General features: G+C 51.6%; 15 protein-coding genes and 3 pseudogenes. 6 read left to right on the forward strand and 12 right to left on the reverse strand.

Annotation, left to right across the window (positions count from 1 at the left end; all coding sequences use genetic code 11):
* Positions 1-9 precede the first annotated feature (9 nt).
* The 9 genes and pseudogenes from JCM12308_RS28205 to JCM12308_RS05415 all read right to left on the reverse strand — a co-directional run bounded on the left by JCM12308_RS28205 (position 10) and on the right by JCM12308_RS05415 (position 8,849).
* Positions 10-156 (reverse strand): hypothetical protein, encoded by a 147-nt coding sequence (locus JCM12308_RS28205; protein ID WP_164845264.1) that lies wholly within the window; start codon positions 154-156, stop codon positions 10-12.
* Between the two features lie 50 nt (positions 157-206).
* On the reverse strand, positions 207-809 hold the full coding sequence (locus JCM12308_RS05380) for an SCO family protein (protein ID WP_054783088.1): 603 nt from the start codon (positions 807-809) through the stop codon (positions 207-209).
* Positions 810-838: 29 nt separating this feature from the next.
* Entirely contained in the window at positions 839-1,312 is a 474-nt protein-coding gene (locus JCM12308_RS05385) for a copper chaperone PCu(A)C (protein WP_208609065.1), read from the reverse strand.
* A gap of 87 nt (positions 1,313-1,399) precedes the next feature.
* Positions 1,400-1,813 carry a hypothetical protein gene (locus JCM12308_RS05390; RefSeq protein WP_037036970.1) on the reverse strand — a complete coding sequence of 138 codons (414 nt, stop codon included), beginning with the start codon at positions 1,811-1,813 and terminating at the stop codon, positions 1,400-1,402.
* Positions 1,814-1,851: 38 nt separating this feature from the next.
* Positions 1,852-3,255 carry an MFS transporter gene (locus JCM12308_RS05395; RefSeq protein WP_208978287.1) on the reverse strand — a complete coding sequence of 468 codons (1,404 nt, stop codon included), beginning with the start codon at positions 3,253-3,255 and terminating at the stop codon, positions 1,852-1,854.
* Positions 3,256-3,369: 114 nt separating this feature from the next.
* Positions 3,370-5,271, reverse strand: coding sequence for a 1-deoxy-D-xylulose-5-phosphate synthase (gene dxs, locus JCM12308_RS05400; protein WP_014284398.1), 1,902 nt, complete (start codon positions 5,269-5,271; stop codon positions 3,370-3,372).
* A gap of 782 nt (positions 5,272-6,053) precedes the next feature.
* The gene (locus JCM12308_RS05405; RefSeq protein ID WP_008549902.1) at positions 6,054-6,305 is read right to left on the reverse strand and encodes an exodeoxyribonuclease VII small subunit; all 252 of its coding nucleotides are present in this window, start codon (positions 6,303-6,305) and stop codon (positions 6,054-6,056) included.
* Between the two features lie 35 nt (positions 6,306-6,340).
* Positions 6,341-7,269: pseudogene (locus tag JCM12308_RS05410) on the reverse strand (histone deacetylase family protein).
* Between the two features lie 590 nt (positions 7,270-7,859).
* Positions 7,860-8,849, reverse strand: coding sequence for an L-threonylcarbamoyladenylate synthase (locus tag JCM12308_RS05415; RefSeq protein ID WP_054783090.1), 990 nt, complete (start codon positions 8,847-8,849; stop codon positions 7,860-7,862).
* Positions 8,850-9,173: 324 nt separating this feature from the next.
* Between JCM12308_RS05415 and JCM12308_RS05420 the strand changes: the two are divergent.
* The 5 genes and pseudogenes from JCM12308_RS05420 (at position 9,174) to JCM12308_RS05440 (ending at position 15,016) form a co-directional block, all read left to right on the forward strand.
* A pseudogene (locus tag JCM12308_RS05420) lies at positions 9,174-10,951 on the forward strand (acyl-CoA dehydrogenase).
* Between the two features lie 71 nt (positions 10,952-11,022).
* Positions 11,023-11,760, forward strand: coding sequence for a crotonase/enoyl-CoA hydratase family protein (locus JCM12308_RS05425; RefSeq protein WP_054783091.1), 738 nt, complete (start codon positions 11,023-11,025; stop codon positions 11,758-11,760).
* 54 nt (positions 11,761-11,814) lie between these two features.
* Entirely contained in the window at positions 11,815-12,681 is an 867-nt protein-coding gene (locus JCM12308_RS05430) for an SDR family oxidoreductase (RefSeq protein ID WP_054783092.1), read from the forward strand.
* Positions 12,682-13,034: 353 nt separating this feature from the next.
* Positions 13,035-13,958 carry an HlyD family secretion protein gene (locus JCM12308_RS05435; protein WP_208609070.1) on the forward strand — a complete coding sequence of 308 codons (924 nt, stop codon included), beginning with the start codon at positions 13,035-13,037 and terminating at the stop codon, positions 13,956-13,958.
* 8 nt (positions 13,959-13,966) lie between these two features.
* Entirely contained in the window at positions 13,967-15,016 is a 1,050-nt protein-coding gene (locus JCM12308_RS05440) for an FUSC family protein (RefSeq protein ID WP_054783094.1), read from the forward strand.
* 117 nt (positions 15,017-15,133) lie between these two features.
* Here the strand turns inward: JCM12308_RS05440 and JCM12308_RS05445 are convergent.
* Positions 15,134-16,134: pseudogene (locus JCM12308_RS05445) on the reverse strand (DnaJ C-terminal domain-containing protein).
* A gap of 172 nt (positions 16,135-16,306) precedes the next feature.
* Positions 16,307-16,705, reverse strand: coding sequence for an RT0821/Lpp0805 family surface protein (locus JCM12308_RS05450; RefSeq protein ID WP_164845265.1), 399 nt, complete (start codon positions 16,703-16,705; stop codon positions 16,307-16,309).
* Positions 16,706-16,894: 189 nt separating this feature from the next.
* On the opposite strand from JCM12308_RS05450, the gene pdxH reads away from it, so the two are divergent.
* A complete protein-coding gene (gene pdxH / locus JCM12308_RS05455) occupies positions 16,895-17,521 on the forward strand; it encodes a pyridoxamine 5'-phosphate oxidase (RefSeq protein WP_371256321.1) in 627 nt (208 codons plus the stop codon).
* A 368-nt stretch (positions 17,522-17,889) separates the two neighbouring features.
* Here the strand turns inward: pdxH and JCM12308_RS28210 are convergent, their stop codons facing one another.
* Positions 17,890-18,060 (reverse strand): hypothetical protein, encoded by a 171-nt coding sequence (locus JCM12308_RS28210; RefSeq protein ID WP_008549913.1) that lies wholly within the window; start codon positions 18,058-18,060, stop codon positions 17,890-17,892.
* Between the last annotated feature and the right edge of the window lie 84 nt (positions 18,061-18,144).

Here is an 18,144-nt window from a genome sequence, read left to right on the forward strand (position 1 = left end):
CAGCTCAGCTTATAAGCCGAAACAACCAGCCAGTGCATTTAACAGTTTGTCAGAGAAAAGCAAATTGCCATAGCGCATCCAAAGAAATGCGGTGGCCGCGATCAGCAGTAATCCAACGGCGGCTGTGCCTGCATAAAGAGCTGCATGATCCTTCATATCTTCATCCCAAAATGGGTGCCTGAATTCTCAGACACCCTAAACTTATCTTAGCTACCAAGCAACTTTCTGATTTTAGGAAGTGCTGTTTCTTCTGGTTCCTGATAGCTGATGGTTCCCACGAAATCCAAATCACCATTCAGCATGTAAACCGCTGCGGTGTGGTCCATGGTGTAGTCACCGTCATCCAGAGGTACTTTTCTCGCATATACGCGGTAGTCTTTGACGACTTTTTTAACCTGGTCGACGGAGCCAGTCAGTGGAACAACGCGAGTGTCAAACGCTGCAACATAATCTGCAATCACGTCTGGTGTATCGCGCTCAGGATCAACGCTGACGAAAACGAAGTTCAGATCGTCCGCCTTAGGGCCCAGATTCTCAATCCAACCCTGCATGTCAGAAAGGGTTGTTGGGCACACATCAGGACAGTACGTGAAGCCAAAGAACATCAGGGTTGGTTTGCCATTGAGGTTCTTGTCGGTAAAGACTTGACCTTTGCCATCAACCAGCTCAAACGGACCGCCAATCTGTACAGTTGCGGCCTGAGGCACATCTTCCTGTACAAACTTCATCACCGTCACAGCAGAAACTGCGGCAACGAGAACGGCAACAGCAGCCCACGCTCCATATCGAATTGTTTTCGCAACGTTCATTTTATTCCACCCGTGCACAGTTCAATTGGTTAGTGGTGCATTTTGCCGGACTTGGCACCCATCTTCATAACTGGGAAAGTTACGTCTACTGGACCGGCTTTTTCGAATTCCAGAGTAACATTGAGCTCTTCGCCCATTTTGAATGGCTGGTTCAGGCCCATGAACATCACGTGGTAGCTACCAGGCTTCAGCTCAAGGGTTTCGCCTGCTGGGATAACAACACCTTCGTCCAGCTTGCGCATTTTCATGACACCATCATTTACGGCCATTTCGTGAATTTCAGTGCGTTTGGCATAGTTGGACACTGCACCGGTTAGGCGCGCATCTTCGTTGCCATTGTTGGTGATGGTCACAAATGCTCCGCCACCTTTTGCTTTTGGTGGGGTAGCGCGTGTCCAGGCATCTTTGATTGTCAGGTTGCCATGCTGAATGCTTTCCGCAAGAGCAGCAGAACCGGTGAACGCAACAAGAGCTGCTGCAACAAGAAGAGCACGTGTTTTCATAATTTCCATCCAAGGAATAGCTCTCTACCTGTAAATATAGGCAGTAGAGGACAGTCAAATCAGGTTTTGTTGATCGGAAAAGAAAAACTAGACGACTGGAGGAGCCCGGATGAGGAAATTATGACCGCGGAGGCTTTTTACATTTCCTAGAGCACTTTCAAGGGAGAGAGAACCGACAACCACGAGGGTAGGGCTCTGCCAGTTCTCGGGCTCTATCGAAAAATAAGTCGCCTGCTTGGACGTATGCGGGCACATGTACGTGCAATCGCAGCCTATTCCCAGCGGATTTTCGGTATGAGTCGAGCCTTCGATCTTGGCAATATGCGAGCCCCCTGAAGGGGCACACAATTGCATGAGCGCAGCAGCAGAAGGATCAGCCGTTGCGCCGGAAAAACTCAGGACAAGCAGCAGTACTCGGGCCAGCATCGCAACGCTGGCAAGCAAGACAAGCGGGTGTCGCTCGCTTCTGAGTACATGTAATGTATTACGCGGCTTGACCATGGGTCTTTCTTAGTTGCTTCCATCGAGTGTGTCTACACTTAGCCAGAAGGGAATCTGGAATTATCCTGAGTCTCATCAGTTGTAGGCGGATTCTCACCCTCATCATTGCGATTTGGCAAATCATCCGTTTCTTCTGATGGTTCTTCCTCCTCTTCCTGTTCATAGGCAGGGAACTCTTCAGGCGGAATAACATAAGGATCTTCGATATCTAGCGGATCAGGCGTAAGCACAGCACCCATGTTGGAAGTTGCACCGTATTCGAAGTCTGTCTTCTCTAGAGCCTCGTCTGCAGGACGGATGAACAGGCGACTGATAACGAAGAGCGCCAAGGCGACTTCAACAAGCGCAACCCAGACAAACAGCCCTTCCGGACCAATGCTGTACATCAAACCAGCAGCAAGGGTAGGGCCGATCATTGAGCCGATTCCGTTCGACATCAACACGCCAGAGGACGTCTCAACGTAGTCTTCAGCTTCCACGTAGTCGAAGGCGTGTGCAGCAACAATCGCGTAAGTCGGCTGACTGGCCATGCCCAGCATCAGGAAGATGGTGAAAGTTCCCCAGAAGTTCCCGCTCTCAAGGATGAAGAGCAGCAGAGATGCAGCAGCAGCTGTAAAGCCGAGCAGCAAGATGATGATACGACGATCCACACGGTCTGAAAGACGACCTATCGGCCACTGTGTGATCGCGCCACCCAAAACGATAGCCGCCGCAAAATAGGCCGCTTCATTGGTGCTATAGCCAATCTGCTTGGCGTACAGAGGTGCAAGCGCCCACATGGAACTGTTGGCAAGGCCGATGAGTAGACAACCAATCAGCGCAACAGCTGACGTCTGATAGAGATTGATCGGGCGGAACCGCACCAGCGTAATCGGCGCTGGCTGCACGGCTTTGGTGAGCGCAACGGGCACCACTGCGATGCTGACAAAGATGGACGCAATCGCAAAGGGTACGAAAGTGCTGATGTCAAAACCGACAACCATCAGCTGGCCACCCATGGTCGCACCCAGATAGCAGATGATGTAGAGCGACATCACTGTGCCGCGGTTCTCATTGGTTGCCTGGTCATTCAACCAACTTTCGACAACTAGCAAGATACCGGCAAAACACAAGCCGGTAATGACGCGAAACAGCGCCCACGCCAGTGGATCGAGAAGGATAGGGTGCAACAGGGCTGCACCAGACATCAACGATACCAGCGCAGCAAACGCACGAATATGACCAGCCCGTAGGATCAGGAACGGGCCAAACACACACCCGATCACAAAACCGATGTAAAAACTGGACGAGATCAGACCGATCTGGAGGTCTCCAAACCCGGCTAAATCAGCTCTGAGGGGGATAAGCGTCGAGGAAAGTCCATGCCCTGCAAGAATGAGGGCCGTAGACAACATTAAGGACGCAAAAGTTGCAAGCAGCAGGATCATGCGCGTACCAGCCAACAATGTAAAACTGGAGTCACATTACATGCCATGTGCAAAAAGAAAATAAGAAGGGCAGCCTAAGCTACCCCTCAATTATCTTTTTCGCTGAGTTATGAACAAAAATGAGTAGTTCTAAACAAGCCTTAACGGCAAATCCTCAGCTTTACCAAGGGTTTCAAAGACGCGATGTACAATCCCTGATGCGTCTAGTCCTGCATCTTTGTACATGGCTTCTGGCTTTGCGTGGTCCTGGAAAGCATCCGGCAGGATCATGCTGCGCACCTTGAGTGAGCCATCCAGCAAGCCATTGTCAGAAAGGAACTGTAACACCTGACTGCCGAAGCCGCCGATGGAGCCTTCCTCGATGGTAATCAGCACATCATGCTCTTTCGCAAGACGGCCAATCATGTCGGTATCGAGCGGCTTGGCAAAGCGTGCATCTGCCACTGTGGTGGAAAGACCAGCTGCATCAAGAGTATCCGCTGCCTTAAGCGCTTCCTGCAGGCGACCGCCCAAGGAAACCAGAGCAACGCGAGAGCCTTCTTTCACGATGCGGCCTTTGCCGATCTCCAGTGGAGTTCCAACCTCTGGCAAATCAATGCCAATGCCTTCACCGCGTGGATAGCGGAAAGCAATTGGGCCTTCATCGTAAGCTGCTGCGGTGGAAACCATATGCACAAGCTCAGCCTCATCACCTGGAGACATGACAACCATGCCCGGCAGACAGGAGAGGAAAGCAGTGTCAAAGGAACCAGCATGCGTCGCGCCATCAGCGCCCACGAGACCCGCACGGTCAATTGGGAAACGCACTGGCAGCTTCTGGATCGCTACATCATGAACAACCTGATCGTAGCCACGCTGAAGGAAAGTGGAGTAAATCGCACAGAACGGCTTGTAGCCTTCTGAAGCCATACCTGCCGCGAACGTCACTGCATGCTGTTCAGCGATGCCCACGTCGAACATGCGGGTTGGGTGAACCTTTTCGAATACGTCCAGACCAGTACCATCCGGCATCGCAGCGGTGATACCAACGATCTTCTCATCCTTGTTCGCTTCTTCAATCAACGCATTGGCGAAGACTCGGGTGTAGGACGGCGCGTTTGGTTTTGGCTTGGACTGCTCACCAGTCACAACATCAAACTTGGCAACCGCATGGTACTTGTTGCTGGCGTTCTCAGCTGGCAGATAGCCCTTACCCTTTTGCGTCACCACGTGAACAAGGATCGGACCTTCTTTGGCATCACGAACGTTTTTCAGCACTGGCAGCAGGTGATCGAGATTGTGTCCATCAACCGGGCCTACATAATAAAAGCCAAGTTCTTCAAACAGGGTACCACCAGTAAAGAAGCTGCGAGCAAACTCTTCAGCTTGCGCTGCTTTCTCCTGCAATGGCTTTGGAAGTGCGCTCGCCACCTGTTTGGCCGCTTCGCGGAAACCTGTGTAAGTCTTGCCGGAAACAAGACGTGCAAGGCTCGCAGAAAGAGCGCCAACTGGTGGAGCAATCGACATATCGTTGTCGTTCAGAATAACGATCAGGCGAGAGTTCAACGCACCAGCGTTGTTCATGGCCTCATAAGCCATGCCAGCTGACATTGCGCCATCACCGATAACGGCAATCACATTGTTGTCGCCACCAGCAAGGTCGCGGGCAACAGCCATGCCGAGACCAGCAGAAATAGAAGTAGAGGAGTGGCCCGCACCAAATGGGTCATACTCGCTCTCAGAACGCTTGGTGAATCCACTCAATCCACCGTCTTGACGCAACGTACGTATACGTTGCTTGCGATCGGTCAGGATCTTATGTGGGTAACATTGGTGTCCCACATCCCAGATCAGGCGATCTTTTGGGGTGTCGAAGACGTGGTGGAGCGCAACAGTCAGCTCAACTACACCCAATCCGGCTCCCAAATGGCCCCCGGTGACAGAAACAGCATCAACCATCTCCTCACGCAGCTCTTCAGCAACTTGTTGAAGGCGGTCTTCCGGGACCTTTTTGAGATCAGATGGATTATGAATTTGATCTAGCAGGGACATCTGGGTCTTCTTGAGTCTTTTGACTATCTGGCAGCTTAACACCTATGGAACCGACCATGGTATATGTTCCAAATTATGGCCGGGACAAGTGTCTTCCGTAATTGATCACGATTATAGCAAGGCTGCCCACTGCGCAATTGCCTGTCATGAATAATTGATCGTTTATGCTAGGTCCTTTTGTAGGGATGTCCCTAAGAATCCCCTGTCAATAGGGGATGAGAACGTATTTTTTTTCATTTGCTAGTACAAATTGCGCTTTTGTCACCCCATGGGGTGATGCAATCTGCGACGAAACGTCCTATGTCGAATGTGTGGTCGATGGGGCCACGTGCACAGTGATCGACTTGGGGCTACGGTTTTCGTAGCCCCCTTTTTTTTGTCTGTGCCAATAACCCGCGATAAATGAAGAATACTTACCAATTTAAACTAGACCGTCCGGTCGGTAATACGATCAATGATGATCTTTGTATTCTCTGCCCTGAAACAATATTCTGTGAAATATCTCCAGTTAAGTATTGTTCCAATTAAAACTTCACAGTCCCATAGAATAACAAGTGTGTGTTGTGCTCAGTAATTTTTGTCCAATTTTATTTAGTAGGCTAAATAATTAATTATCACGAAATTTTTATCAGCGAAGTAAATCGGTGTTCTGGATGTTTCACAGGTAAACAAAAACCCCGCTCGAGGCGGGGTCTGTTGAAAAAATGAACGCGTGTACTAGAGCGTAAATTCTAGTTACTACTGATAAAACTAGAATTTCTGTTCCGGACTAGCTGAATTTCTTAGTTATCCAGTGCTTCTGTACCAACCGCGTTTCCAGAGGTGTTCATCTGGATTTTTTCCACCTTCTCTTCGGCAGCTTTGAGCAGACCGTCGCACTTTTCACGCAAAGCTTCGCCGCGCGCATAAAGCTCAATGCTCTTTTCCAGCGGTACGTTGCCTTGCTCCAAATTGCGAACAATGGTTTCCAGCTCAGCTAACGCTTGCTCAAAGCTAAGATTTTCAATGGAACCGGCTGCTTCTTCTGTCACCAATATGTCCTCGCTCAGTTGGGAACAGGGGCTCCCAATTAGTAATCCATCAATGTCATTACATGAGCAGCAGCGGATCGCGCAAGGCCTTCCAGATCATACCCACCTTCTAATAGGGAAACGACGCGCCCCTCACAGCAATCATCTGCGATCTCGATAAGCTTGCGAGTCGCCCACGCAAAATCCAACTCTGTCAGGCGCAGCCCACCCAGTGGATCACGCTCATGCGCATCAAAGCCGGCTGAGATAATGATGAGGTCTGGAGAAAACTCCCGGATACGAGGCAGGATGGCGTAATCCAGTGCCTCACGGAACTGCGTGCCATCATCACCCGCTGTCAGTGGAGCATTGACGATGTTGTTGTGCTCTCCGGTTTCATTCACGGCCCCAGTTCCCGGAAACAGCGGCATCTGATGCGTGGAGGTATACATCACCGAAGGATCAGCCAGAAGATCTCCTGAGTGCCATTTCCATGGTGAACGTCAAAATCCATAATCGCTACACGTTCGAGCCCATAAACGTCTTGCGCATAGCGTGCTGCAATCGCAGCATTGTTGAACAGACAAAAGCCGGAGGTAACCGCTGTCTCTGCATGGTGCCCCGGAGGTCGGCAGGCCGCAAAGGCATTGGAAACGCGCTTGCTCATCACCTCATCTACACAGCGAGTGGATCCGCCAACAGCTCGCATCGCAGATTCCCAACTACCAGGGGAAAGGTTGGTATCCGGCGCAAAATCAACGAGCCCCTCTTCAGGATTCATATTGTGGATGGAGTTGATGTAGTCGGAGCTGTGAACCCGGGCAATATCCTGAAATGTTCCAAACGGTGCGATGTCGCGATCCAGCATAAAGAACCGTTCGTTCTCAAGCATTCGATCGATAGCCCGCAAACGGTCAGGCCGTTCCGGGTGACCAAGTGGAGTAAGGTGATTTAAAAAAGCCTGATGGTGCAGCAGCAAAGTACTCAAGATATTGAACCCGTAAAAAATGAAATCAGGTACACAACCGACAGCCAACTCTAAAGTGAAGGCACCTAAATCCAGTCCTGTGAAAAATTGGGCGAATTAAATATACCACTCCACAATGCGGAGTGATCTGTCAATTGCGCAACCCTTCAGTTGATCTCGGCAATTGGGATGAGGTGCTCGCAAAAGACCACGTTGATGCCGGCATGGAATGCCCCTGAGATCGGTCATGGAGACAAGAAAAATCCGGAGTGCGTGTACGACACGCAGCCCCGGATTAAAGGTGCGAGCAATCTGTGTTGCTCGTGGGGGAGGTCCGCTGCATCTCTAAGAAATACATGACTGTAATATTGAGCTAATTCTTGAAATTTGCACGCCGTTTATTCGTGCGCTCCATGAATTCACACTGAGTGAAATGAGAAAAGGTTAATACCTATTCTTTATGTGTTGCATAAATACAAGGAATTCTACAATAAACCCAAAGTATTCAGGGGGAGTTATCCTGTGCTCTCAACGGCTTGCAGGAGAAGTTTGTAGGCAAAATGCAAAGAAGAGTGCAGAGCGCTGTCTGTTTTCAGCGCTCTGAAAGCGTTTTAATCGCGTGGCGCTGCGGCACGTGCCAGCCGGTCATTAATAGCTTCGCCCAGTCCATGATGAGGGATTGGCATGACCGCAATTTTTCCGTTCTCACCCAGATCTGCTTGGCGCAAAGCAGTAAACAGACGAGCTGCAGCTTCGGTCAGATCCTCTGAGTCGCTTAGGGGAACCAACTTGGCCGCCTTGTCTGAGCCATCCGGCAGCGTACTGCCAAAGGTAATCAGAGCTTCATCAGCTGCCACATCCTCCGCATTCAGGCGAATATGGGAGTTGGGTGCATAATGAGAAGTCAGCATGCCTGGCGCCATTGGCGCGCTGTCATCAGTCCCCGCACGCACCAGCTTTTCACCAAGAACGGCTTCAACATCCTCACGCGCAAGGCCACCTGGACGCAGCAGTGTAGGGCGGTCACCAACCAGCGAGACGATGGTTGATTCAACACCCACTGGGGTCGCACCTGAATCGATAATGTAAGACAAGTGATCTTTAAGATCGTTGATAACATCTTCCGCCGTTGTGCCGCTGATCCGGCCAGACAGGTTCGCCGAAGGCGCTGCCAAAGGCAGACCCGTCCGCTTGCACAGGGCGCGCATAACAGCAGAGCGTGGCACACGAAGCGCTATGGTCTCCAAGCCCGCAACAGCCAAATCAGAAACCGGACTGGTTGGCAGTTTCGGCAACACAAGGGTCAACGGCCCCGGCCAGAATGCTTCTGCCAGTTTCAAAGCGCGGTCATCAAAAAACGCGTGGGTTTGTGCCGCTTCCAGACTGTCGACATGTGAGATTAAGGGATTGAAACTAGGTCGCCCTTTAGCCTCATATATACCGGCGCAGGCCTTTCCGTTGGTGGCATCGGCTGCCAGTCCATAAACCGTCTCAGTAGGTATGGCGACCAGCTTGCCATCGCTCAGCGCATCGCAAATATCCTGAAAAATTTGCGTGTCTTCCAACTGGGTATCAGATGGGTTCAAGCGCCAGAGTTTCATACCTTTTCTTTCTTACTAAGACGAATGTAGGGGGCTACCTGCCTTTAAGGGATGCTTGACGTATAGGTTAATCGCACTACTGTCCCAAACAGGAAAAATTTCTGTAGCGGCCTTTTGATAGGCAAAAGCCAATTCGTCAAGTCGCTATAGCGTGTTCCTGAGACGTAGCGCCGGTTTTCGGACAAGGATATGCGCGAAACTACGCGTATGTCCGCTGAACAGCCGCCGATAGTCGGTAGGGAACACCGCAAACGCACATCTCTGAAGCCGCTCGCTGGCCCTATATGCAAGGTAGGCAGCTTCAGAAGGGGAGGAAGATAAAAAATGTATCGTGCACCACTAAGTGAAATTGCATTCACGCTGAAAGAAGTGGCAGGACTGGGACAGCTACAAGCGCAGCCAGGACAGGAAGAGCTCTCAGATGACCTGATCGAAGCTATTCTGGGTGAAGCTGCTAAGTTCGCTGAAGAAGAGATTGCACCACTCAACCGGGTTGGAGACGAGAACCGGCTCAGCTGATTAATGGCAGCGTTAAAACCTCACCGGGCTGGAAAGATGTGTATACCCGTTGGCGTGAAGGCGGATGGAACGCGCTGACCGGTGATCCGGAGTTTGGCGGACAGGGCCTTCCAAACATGCTCCACGTAGCGGTCTTTGAGATGTGGAACGCTGGCAGCATGGCATTCACCCTCTGCCCAACCCTGACCACAGGTGCCGTGGAAGCCATCGAGAAGCACGGCTCTTCAGAGCTGAAAGCCAAGTACCTTGAAAAGCTCACCAGCGGTGAGTGGACAGGTACCATGAACCTGACCGAGCCTCATGCAGGATCTGACCTCAATGCCCTGCGTGCAAAGGCAGAGCCTGTTGGGGATGGGTCCTACAAGATCTCCGGCCAGAAGATCTTCATCACTTACGGTGATCACGACATGACCGACAACGTGATCCATCTGGTGCTGGCACGCTTGCCGGATGCGCCAGCTGGCACACGCGGTATTTCTCTGTTCGCGGTTCCAAAATACTTCGTCAATGATGATGGCAGCCTGGGCGAGAAGAACGATGTCACCGTTGCTGGTGTGGAGCACAAGCTCGGCATTCACGGCTCACCAACCTGCACCATGTCTTATGGAGACAATGGCGGTGCAATCGGTTGGTTGATCGGCGAAGAGAACCGTGGTCTGGCGTGCATGTTCACCATGATGAACAACGCCCGCCTCGCAGTTGGTGTTCAGGGCCTCGGCATCGCAGAGCGCGCTTTCCAGGAAGCGCTGGCATATTCTCTGGATCGCAAGCAGGGACGTGGTGTTGGGTCAAAGACCGATGGCATGGACCCAATTGCAGTACATCCGGACATTAAGCGTACGCTCCTCTCCATGAAGTCACAGACACAGGTTGCCCGCGCGATCTGTTATGCCTGTGCCCATGCACTGGATATGGCCAAACTCGCACCAGATGCAGAGCAGAAGAAGTTCTGGTCAGAGCGTGCGGGGCTGCTAACCCCAATTGCAAAAGCACTCTCCACCGACTTCGGCGTGGATGTTGCTTCCCTCGGCATTCAAATCCATGGCGGCATGGGCTTCATTGAAGAGACCGGTGCAGCACAGCACCTGCGTGATGCCCGTATTGCTCCAATCTATGAAGGCACCAACGGCATCCAGTCCATCGATCTGGTGATGCGCAAGCTGCCAATGTCTGGCGGCGATCAGGTGCGCAGCCTCATCTCTGAAATCAAGGAGATCGCATCAAGCGTAAACGCAGACAACACCGGTGAGCTGGGTGACCTCGGTTCCAAGCTGGATGCAGCAGTTGCTGATCTGGAAACAGCCACCGAGTGGATGTTGGCAGCGCAGGCAGATGGCAAGGTCTCTGAAGCTCTGGCGGGCGCCACACCATACCTGCGTCTGGCTGGTATCACGCTGGGAGCTGGCCTGCTGGCCAAAGGTGCACTTGCATCCAAGAGCGCGCCAGAAGCACTCAAAAAGCCGCGCTATCTCATGGCACGCAGCTTTGCGGAAACCGTTCTGGGTGAGAGCGCTCCGCTGAAAGACGATGTAACCCGTGCAGCTGAAGCAATCCTTGCATTCGATGCTGCTGAGCTTGCCTGAAGTTAAAACAGGCCATCGCATTTTGGAGGTGAGGCCGCATAGGCCTCACCCAGTTAGTTTGGGAGGGACATATGATCAGTATTGAACGGGACGGCGCAGTCCAGATCATCCGCATGGACCGCGTAGAAAAGAAAAACGCACTGACACAGGCCATGTACATGGACATGGCAGAAGCACTGAAAACTGAAGATGAAGGCATCCGTTGCCACGTGATGCTTGGTCGTCCGGGAGTTTTCACGGCTGGCAATGATATCGCAGACTTCCTCAAAGCCGCTATGTCTGGCGAAGGACTGGAAGCAGGCGGCGTTGGCAAGTTCCTCGGTGCGCTCCACGCGCCATCCAGACCAGTGATCGCAGGCGTTGACGGCCCAGCCATTGGCGTTGGCACCACCATGCTGTTCCACTTCGACATGGTCTATGCGACCGAAAACGCACTCTTCAAAACCCCATTCACCGATCTGGGTATCATCCCGGAAGCAGGATCGACACTGATCGGTCCGGAAACCATGGGTTATCACAAAGCGTTTGAGCTGCTGGCATTAGGTGAAAACTTCACCGCTGAAATGGCCAAGGAAGCTGGTTTCGTAAATCACGTGGTCTCACCAGATGAACTAGAAGAGCGTGTGATCGGCATGGCACAGAAAGTGGCTGCCAAGCCGCAAAACGCACTGCGTATCTCCAGAGAGTTGCTGCGCGGCAAGCGTGAGCCTCTTGAAAAGCGCATCTACGAGGAAATCGGCCTCTTTGCAGAGTTGCTGAAGTCCGATGAAGCGCGTGAAGCCTTCATGAAGTTCATGAGCAAAGCTTAAACCATTAGGAGGCGGTGCTCAGCACCGCAGTCCATCTCAGAAACTGGGGGGAACATGGGAAGTCTGAAGGGTAAAACGCTGTTCATTACCGGCGCGTCTCGTGGAATTGGGCTCGCCATTGGCAAGCGTGCGGCGCAGGACGGTGCGAACATCGTAATTGCCGCAAAAACCGCAGAACCGCATCCAAAACTGGAAGGCACGATCTATACAGCTGCCAAAGAGATTGAGGATGCCGGAGGTCAGGCACTTCCGCTCGTGGTTGATGTGCGCAGTGAGGAAAGTGTCGACAACGCCATGAAGGCCGCTGCTGAGAAGTTTGGCGGCATTGATATCGTGGTCAACAACGCCAGTGCGATCAACCTGACACCCGTGCAGAAGATCGACATGAAACGATTTGATCTCATGCATCAGATCAACACCCGCGGCACATTGCTCTGCTCAAAACTGGCTATTCCTTATCTGAAGGAAGCTGAGAACCCACACATACTGATGCTCTCGCCTCCGCTTGATATGCAGGAAAAGTGGTTCAAGAACCACACGCCATACTCCATTGCAAAGTATGGTATGAGCCTTGTCGTACTGGGACTGGCAGGAGAGCTGCGTTCCAAGAAAATCGGTGTAAACGCTCTGTGGCCGCGCACCACCATTGCAACCGCTGCGGTTCAGAACCTGTTGGGCGGTGACATGATGGTTCAGGCCAGTCGCACACCAGACATTCTGGCAGATGCCGCGCACCTGATCTTCACCAAGCCATCCGGCGATACCACCGGCAACTTCTTCATCGATGACACGCTGCTGGCTGAAAACGGTATGACCGACTTCGACAAATACCGCGTCAACCCGAAGGTCAATCTGCAACCAGACTTCTTCGTCCCAGACGACAGCGAAGCCCCGGCCAGCCTGGCAGCAATCGAAGCTTAGGCAGCTGTAACGACAAATAAAATCATTTGAGAGGGCATCGTGTTTGGTTTCACGGTGCCCTTTTTGCTAGAGGTCAGCAGTTGTCTGCCAGGAATGAAAGTTGCGAGTTTCGTTACCTGAGCAAAGGTTACTTTTGTGTTTGCTAGCTAGTTAGAATCTGGAGGGGGAATTTCAAAAAACGGAATGATATGCTTTCTCGTGCTCTCTTAACGGTGCTTTGATCGGGGCTTAAGCCAGTGTTTCGGGAGTGAGTTGCCGAGGTCAGCCTGATGCTGGGAGTACGGAGATAAGAGGTGGCCGTTGGCATCTTTCAGTTAAGTGGGCCAATCAAGGTAATCATAAGCATATTCGCTTTGATAAGCGCTTATATCATCTGGGATTACTTCTTTACGTACACAGCAGATGCCTACGTTTCAGCAGATGTCGTCCTTGTTGCTCCAGAGATTTCTGGCTTCGTAACTGAGGTTCCGGTGGATCGGAACCGACAGGTCAAAGCCGGAGAGTTGCTCATGCAAATCGATCCAGAACCCTTCGCCCTTGCAGTCCAGCAAACACGGGCGGAAGAGGCAAGAGCACTGGCAAATCTGAGGCGCTCGGAGGCCGAGGTTCAGGTCGCTGAGGCCGCAGTAACAGCGGCGGTTGCCAAAGTTGCAAACCTCGCAGCTCAGCAGCAGCGCTTTGAAGAACTGACCAACAGTGGTTTTGTTACCCAGCAACGGCTCGATAACATCAGTCTGTCTCTTGAAGAAGCAAACGCGGAAACTGATAGCGCGCGCGACATGTTACGCGCAGCAGCACATCAGGTAGAGGTGATGCGGGCCACTTACGAGGCGGCTCAAGCGGCAACCGCCCTTGCTCAATATAACCTGCGTAAATCTTCACTGACCTCTCCAGTTGATGGAATAGTGAGCGAGTACTCGGTCAATCCCGGCAATTATGTTCTGGAAGGTGTGCCGCAGTTAGCGCTGATTACAAACACTGATTGGCGGATTATTGCCAATCTGGTTGAGCGTCATGCTGCACGATTGAAGCCGGGGCAGACAGTCTACTTTCAAGTCTCCAGTGATCCTTACCGCATCCATAAAGGCACAGTCAGATCCATTGGGCGTGGAGTATCGCGCATGGATGAAAACCCACGTGTTCTTCCCTTCATTCCGCTGACCACGGCCTGGGTCCGACTCTCGCAACGATTTCCCGTTGAAATTGATATGGGGGAATTTCTCTTAAATCACAAACCGATGCACGGCGGTGATGCGCGCATCTTCCTTTTCCATTGAGGGGCGAAATGAAACTGGACTACTACAACGGCTTTCGAACCGCCCTGATCATTACGTTGGCCTCAGTGCTGGCATTGGTTCTGGATGTGGATGATCCATGGTGGTCGGGTATGCTGGCCCTCACAGTCGCCAATGCCAACTGGAGCAATGCCTGGTTTCAGGGAGGCCAGCGCATAATTGGTATCTATATTGGAATGATTGTCGGATACCTTTTTGTCATCCTGTTCAAAGATGTACCCATTCTGCAAATGGCAAGCATTGGTGGTTTAGCAGCTCTGGCGGTTTACAAACGTCTGGCAAGCCCCGACTACAACATCGCATGGCTCCTGGGAACTATCAGTGCGATGCTTGCGCTCTACATCTCCGTTGTTGAAGTCGATCAACTTTTTTCGATCATGACGGATTGGGGAGCTGCTGCAACCATCGGCATCGGCAGTGCAACGATCGTCATGTATAGTCTGACAAAGGACAGCCCCATTGGCATTGGAGCAGGTCCTATCACAATCCGTCAGCTGGATGATGTTGAACGCAGTTGGGTAACAGCTCTTTGCATAACTGCAGCTGTTGTTTCAGTTCTGGCGCCAATTGTTTACGTCGGCCATGATCTGGTTGCTATGCTACAGATCACCATAACAACACTGATTGTGCTTTACGGGCCGGCGGAAGATGTCAAAAAACTTGCCCTAAACAGAATGGCTGGCTGCCTCCTCGGTGGAGGGCTAGGGCTGCTGTTTGTTGCATTGGGTCTCGAGACATTCTTCTGGTGGCTGGCCATATATGCAGGAACCCTGTTCCTTGTCTGCTCACTTCATCACAGCACCAATTACTGGGCATATTCAGGAACGCAGGCAGGGTACGCATTTATCGTCGCTGCTTTGGCTTCTGCAGGACCGGTCAACGATATTGAAGGCGTTCTGGATCGACTAGTCGGCATTTATATTGGTGCTTTCCTAAGTATTGCCGTCTTGTTTGCCGTGCGTGTTTGGCAAGGAAGGCAGGTGCATGACATCAAGCGGTTGGTGAGTGAAAGTGAAGGCGGGACCGGTGATAGAGTGTGACTTGGCAAACGTGCAGTATGAAGCGTTGCGCAGCGTCATGGAGTGTCAGCTCAGATAACTGTCAAACCTAGCGGCAAAATAAAAGGCGGGGTGACCCGCCTTTGTTGTATGTTCTGATCAGTCGAATTCTGGTCCGCGAGCCGTGTAGGGCTTCACTTCTTTCCAGGCGCGCATCAGGTTTTCCAGCTCTTCGTCGGTCTGTTCTGGCAGCACAATCTCTAGTCCAACCAGAAGATCGCCGTGGCCGCCTTCCTTCTTAGGCAAACCCTTGCCTTTCAGGCGCATGGTTTTGCCGCTGCTGGTGTTGGCTGGAATTGTCAGGTTCACTGCACCGCTGAGCGTTGGAATGCGAACCTTGCCGCCCAGCACAGCTTCATAAAGGGTGAGGGGAACATCCACACGGATATCTGCGCCATCCACTTTGAACAGCTTATGGGTCGAGATGCGAACTTCCACCAGCGCATCGCCAGCCTGTCCGCTCTTGGCAGAAGCAAAGCCCTGACCCTTTAATCGGATCTTGTCGCCGCTCTGCGTGCCAGCTGGAATTTTCACATTCACAGTCTTGCCGCTTGGCAGCTTCACTTGAACCTTGCCGTGATTGGCAGATCTTCAAGCGTTACACGGGCGATCAGGTTGGCGTCTGCACCCTTGGTTGGGCCTTGATGGAAGTGAGATTCACCGCCACCACCTGCACTGCGACGTTTGCCGCCGCCAAAGCCGCCGAGGATGTCATTGAGAATGTCGTCAAAGCCGCCGGCATCCTGCGGGCCGCCGCCACCGTGACCATCACCAAAGCCCTGCTCGAAGCGGAAGCCGCCACGACGTCCTGCATTGCGGAAACCGGAGAAACCTTCAAAGCCGCCAGCACCGCCACCCGGGCCGCCATAAAACTTAGGCTTACCTTCAGCGTCGATCTCACCGCGATCAAACTGACCGCGCTTATCTTTGTCGCCCAAAATCTCATAGGCTTGATTCGCTTCTGAAAAGCGCTCCTTGGCCTTTGGATCATCTGCATTCTGGTCTGGGTGATACTTCTTGGCCAGCTTGCGAAACGCTTTTTTGATCTCTGCCTCACTGGCATTTTTGCTAACACCAAGAACAGAATAGGGATCTCTCATCGTCATCCATCAAATAGAAATTGGGGCAGTTTACAACTCACCCATTACATAACCATGCAAATGAAAACAAGCAAGCAGCCGCAGCCGAACTTAGCTAATCAGAAGTGAGTATTTCAGCGCTTTTAATGTGTTGGCTTACTTCACGTTTTGCAAAGCTTAGGTGAGGAACACGTTATTGGGCAGGAGCTGCGTCAACCTGGAACGGAGCCAACTGGACAATCTTCATTTTGTGATTGGTGTCCGGGCAGCTGCGGCCCTGATACGCACGCACACCGCCAACAGTGTTTGCGCTGGTCACAAAATCAGTACAACCGGCAATGCTTCCGGTCTTATCAACAGACATCAGGGAAGTAATTGTGCCACTGTTACCACTGACCGGATTGGTCCAGGCCATAGGCGCAAAACTACGGTCATCTTTTCCACCCTCATTCAGAGCTTCCTCGATGGTATCCGTAATAACCGTACGGTCTGTGCGGTGGATTTCGCTATCCGCGACCTTTTGCTTGGTATCAACCGTCTCAGTCAGGTTGAGAGGTTCTTGATACTCACTGTTGTTCACCGATATGGACATCTGAGTGCAGGCAGGAAGCAACAGCAAGATCGCAGCCGAGACAAAACACGACTGGCGTAAACTGGTTTTCTTGCTATACAAAACTGCCATATTACTACTAGAGCCTCAGGTTGAAGCCGCTGCTTTTACGAGTTCCGGTTCATCCACAGTGTGAGGATCCTAAAGGGACTATTAACTATGAATGGTGACATCCAAAATCTGGAAGAAAAGTTTACAAATAGTTACTCCGAAAGCGTAGAGGTTCCTTTTCAACTATTTGGCGACTGGTTGGCCCTTGCTGAAAAGAGCGAGCCCAATGATCCTAATGCCATGTCAGTTGCGACTGTAGATGAGAATGGCATGCCTAATGTACGGATGTTACTCCTTAAAGGTTACAGTCCACAGGGATTTGTGTTTTATACAAACTTTGAAAGCACAAAAGGTCGGGAAATTCTTGCTCACCCTAAAGTAGCTCTATGTTTTCACTGGAAAAGTCTGCGCAGACAAGTTCGTGTACGCGGCAATGTTATCCACGTAACTAATGAACAGGCAGACGAATACTATAACTCACGGCCACGAAAAAGCCGCATTGGTGCGTGGGCGTCCAAACAGTCCCGCCCTCTGGAGAGCCGCTTTGCGCTCGAAAAAGAGGTCGCAAAGTACGCTGCTAAGTATGCCGTCGGTGATATTCCGCGTCCCGAATACTGGAGCGGTTGCATTTTGCAACCATTGGAAATCGAGTTCTGGCACGACCGCGCGTTCCGTCTGCATGATCGATTTGTCTTCAAGAGAGACAGCGCAGACGCCGAATGGGACAAGGTCCGTCTGTATCCTTAATACATACTGATTTGATCTGGAGACGCACCACACAGCTGGTGCGTTTCTTGTTTGTAGAGGTCTCTCAGGCGTCCTATGGGCGTTGGCTGTTCGGAAGGGGAAGGGCTGTAGGTGCACTGCACCAAAAAAGTAGCTTGTGGCCTGAAACTGAACGAAAGGCAAAAATTAAGGCGGCTCGCAATCCTGCGGGTCGCCTTCTTTAAGCAGATGACTGAATGTTCGTTAGATCATTAAGCCTCTTTGAAGCCATGCCAATCTGGGCCATGACTATGGGATGCAGCTGCTACCAATGTGATTGGAATACATAATCAATCAATTTGCTTCGTGCAAAACGGAAGCCGAATGCCTGATCTGCAGCCCCTGACGCATCAGTCAGTCGGAAGAGGATATTCTTCCTGAACCTTTGGCTGATAAGACTCTTTCTGCTTACCTGAACAGCAGTTTGCAGCGTTGACAGCCTGAATGCCGACTGGACGATAAAGCTTGTCCAGATCAGGTTTTACGTTTTTGTTTTGTTGCTCAGTGGTTCCGAAGGCCATTTTAGTCCGTCCCCTTGGGACAAGTTGTGTTGCAGAAATTGCGATGCTTACCCGGAATGAGTAGCCGGATAACCCGATATAAGC

This window comes from Pseudovibrio denitrificans JCM 12308 (assembly GCF_001310815.1).
In the GTDB taxonomy this organism is placed as follows: Bacteria; Pseudomonadota; Alphaproteobacteria; order Rhizobiales; family Stappiaceae; genus Pseudovibrio; species Pseudovibrio denitrificans.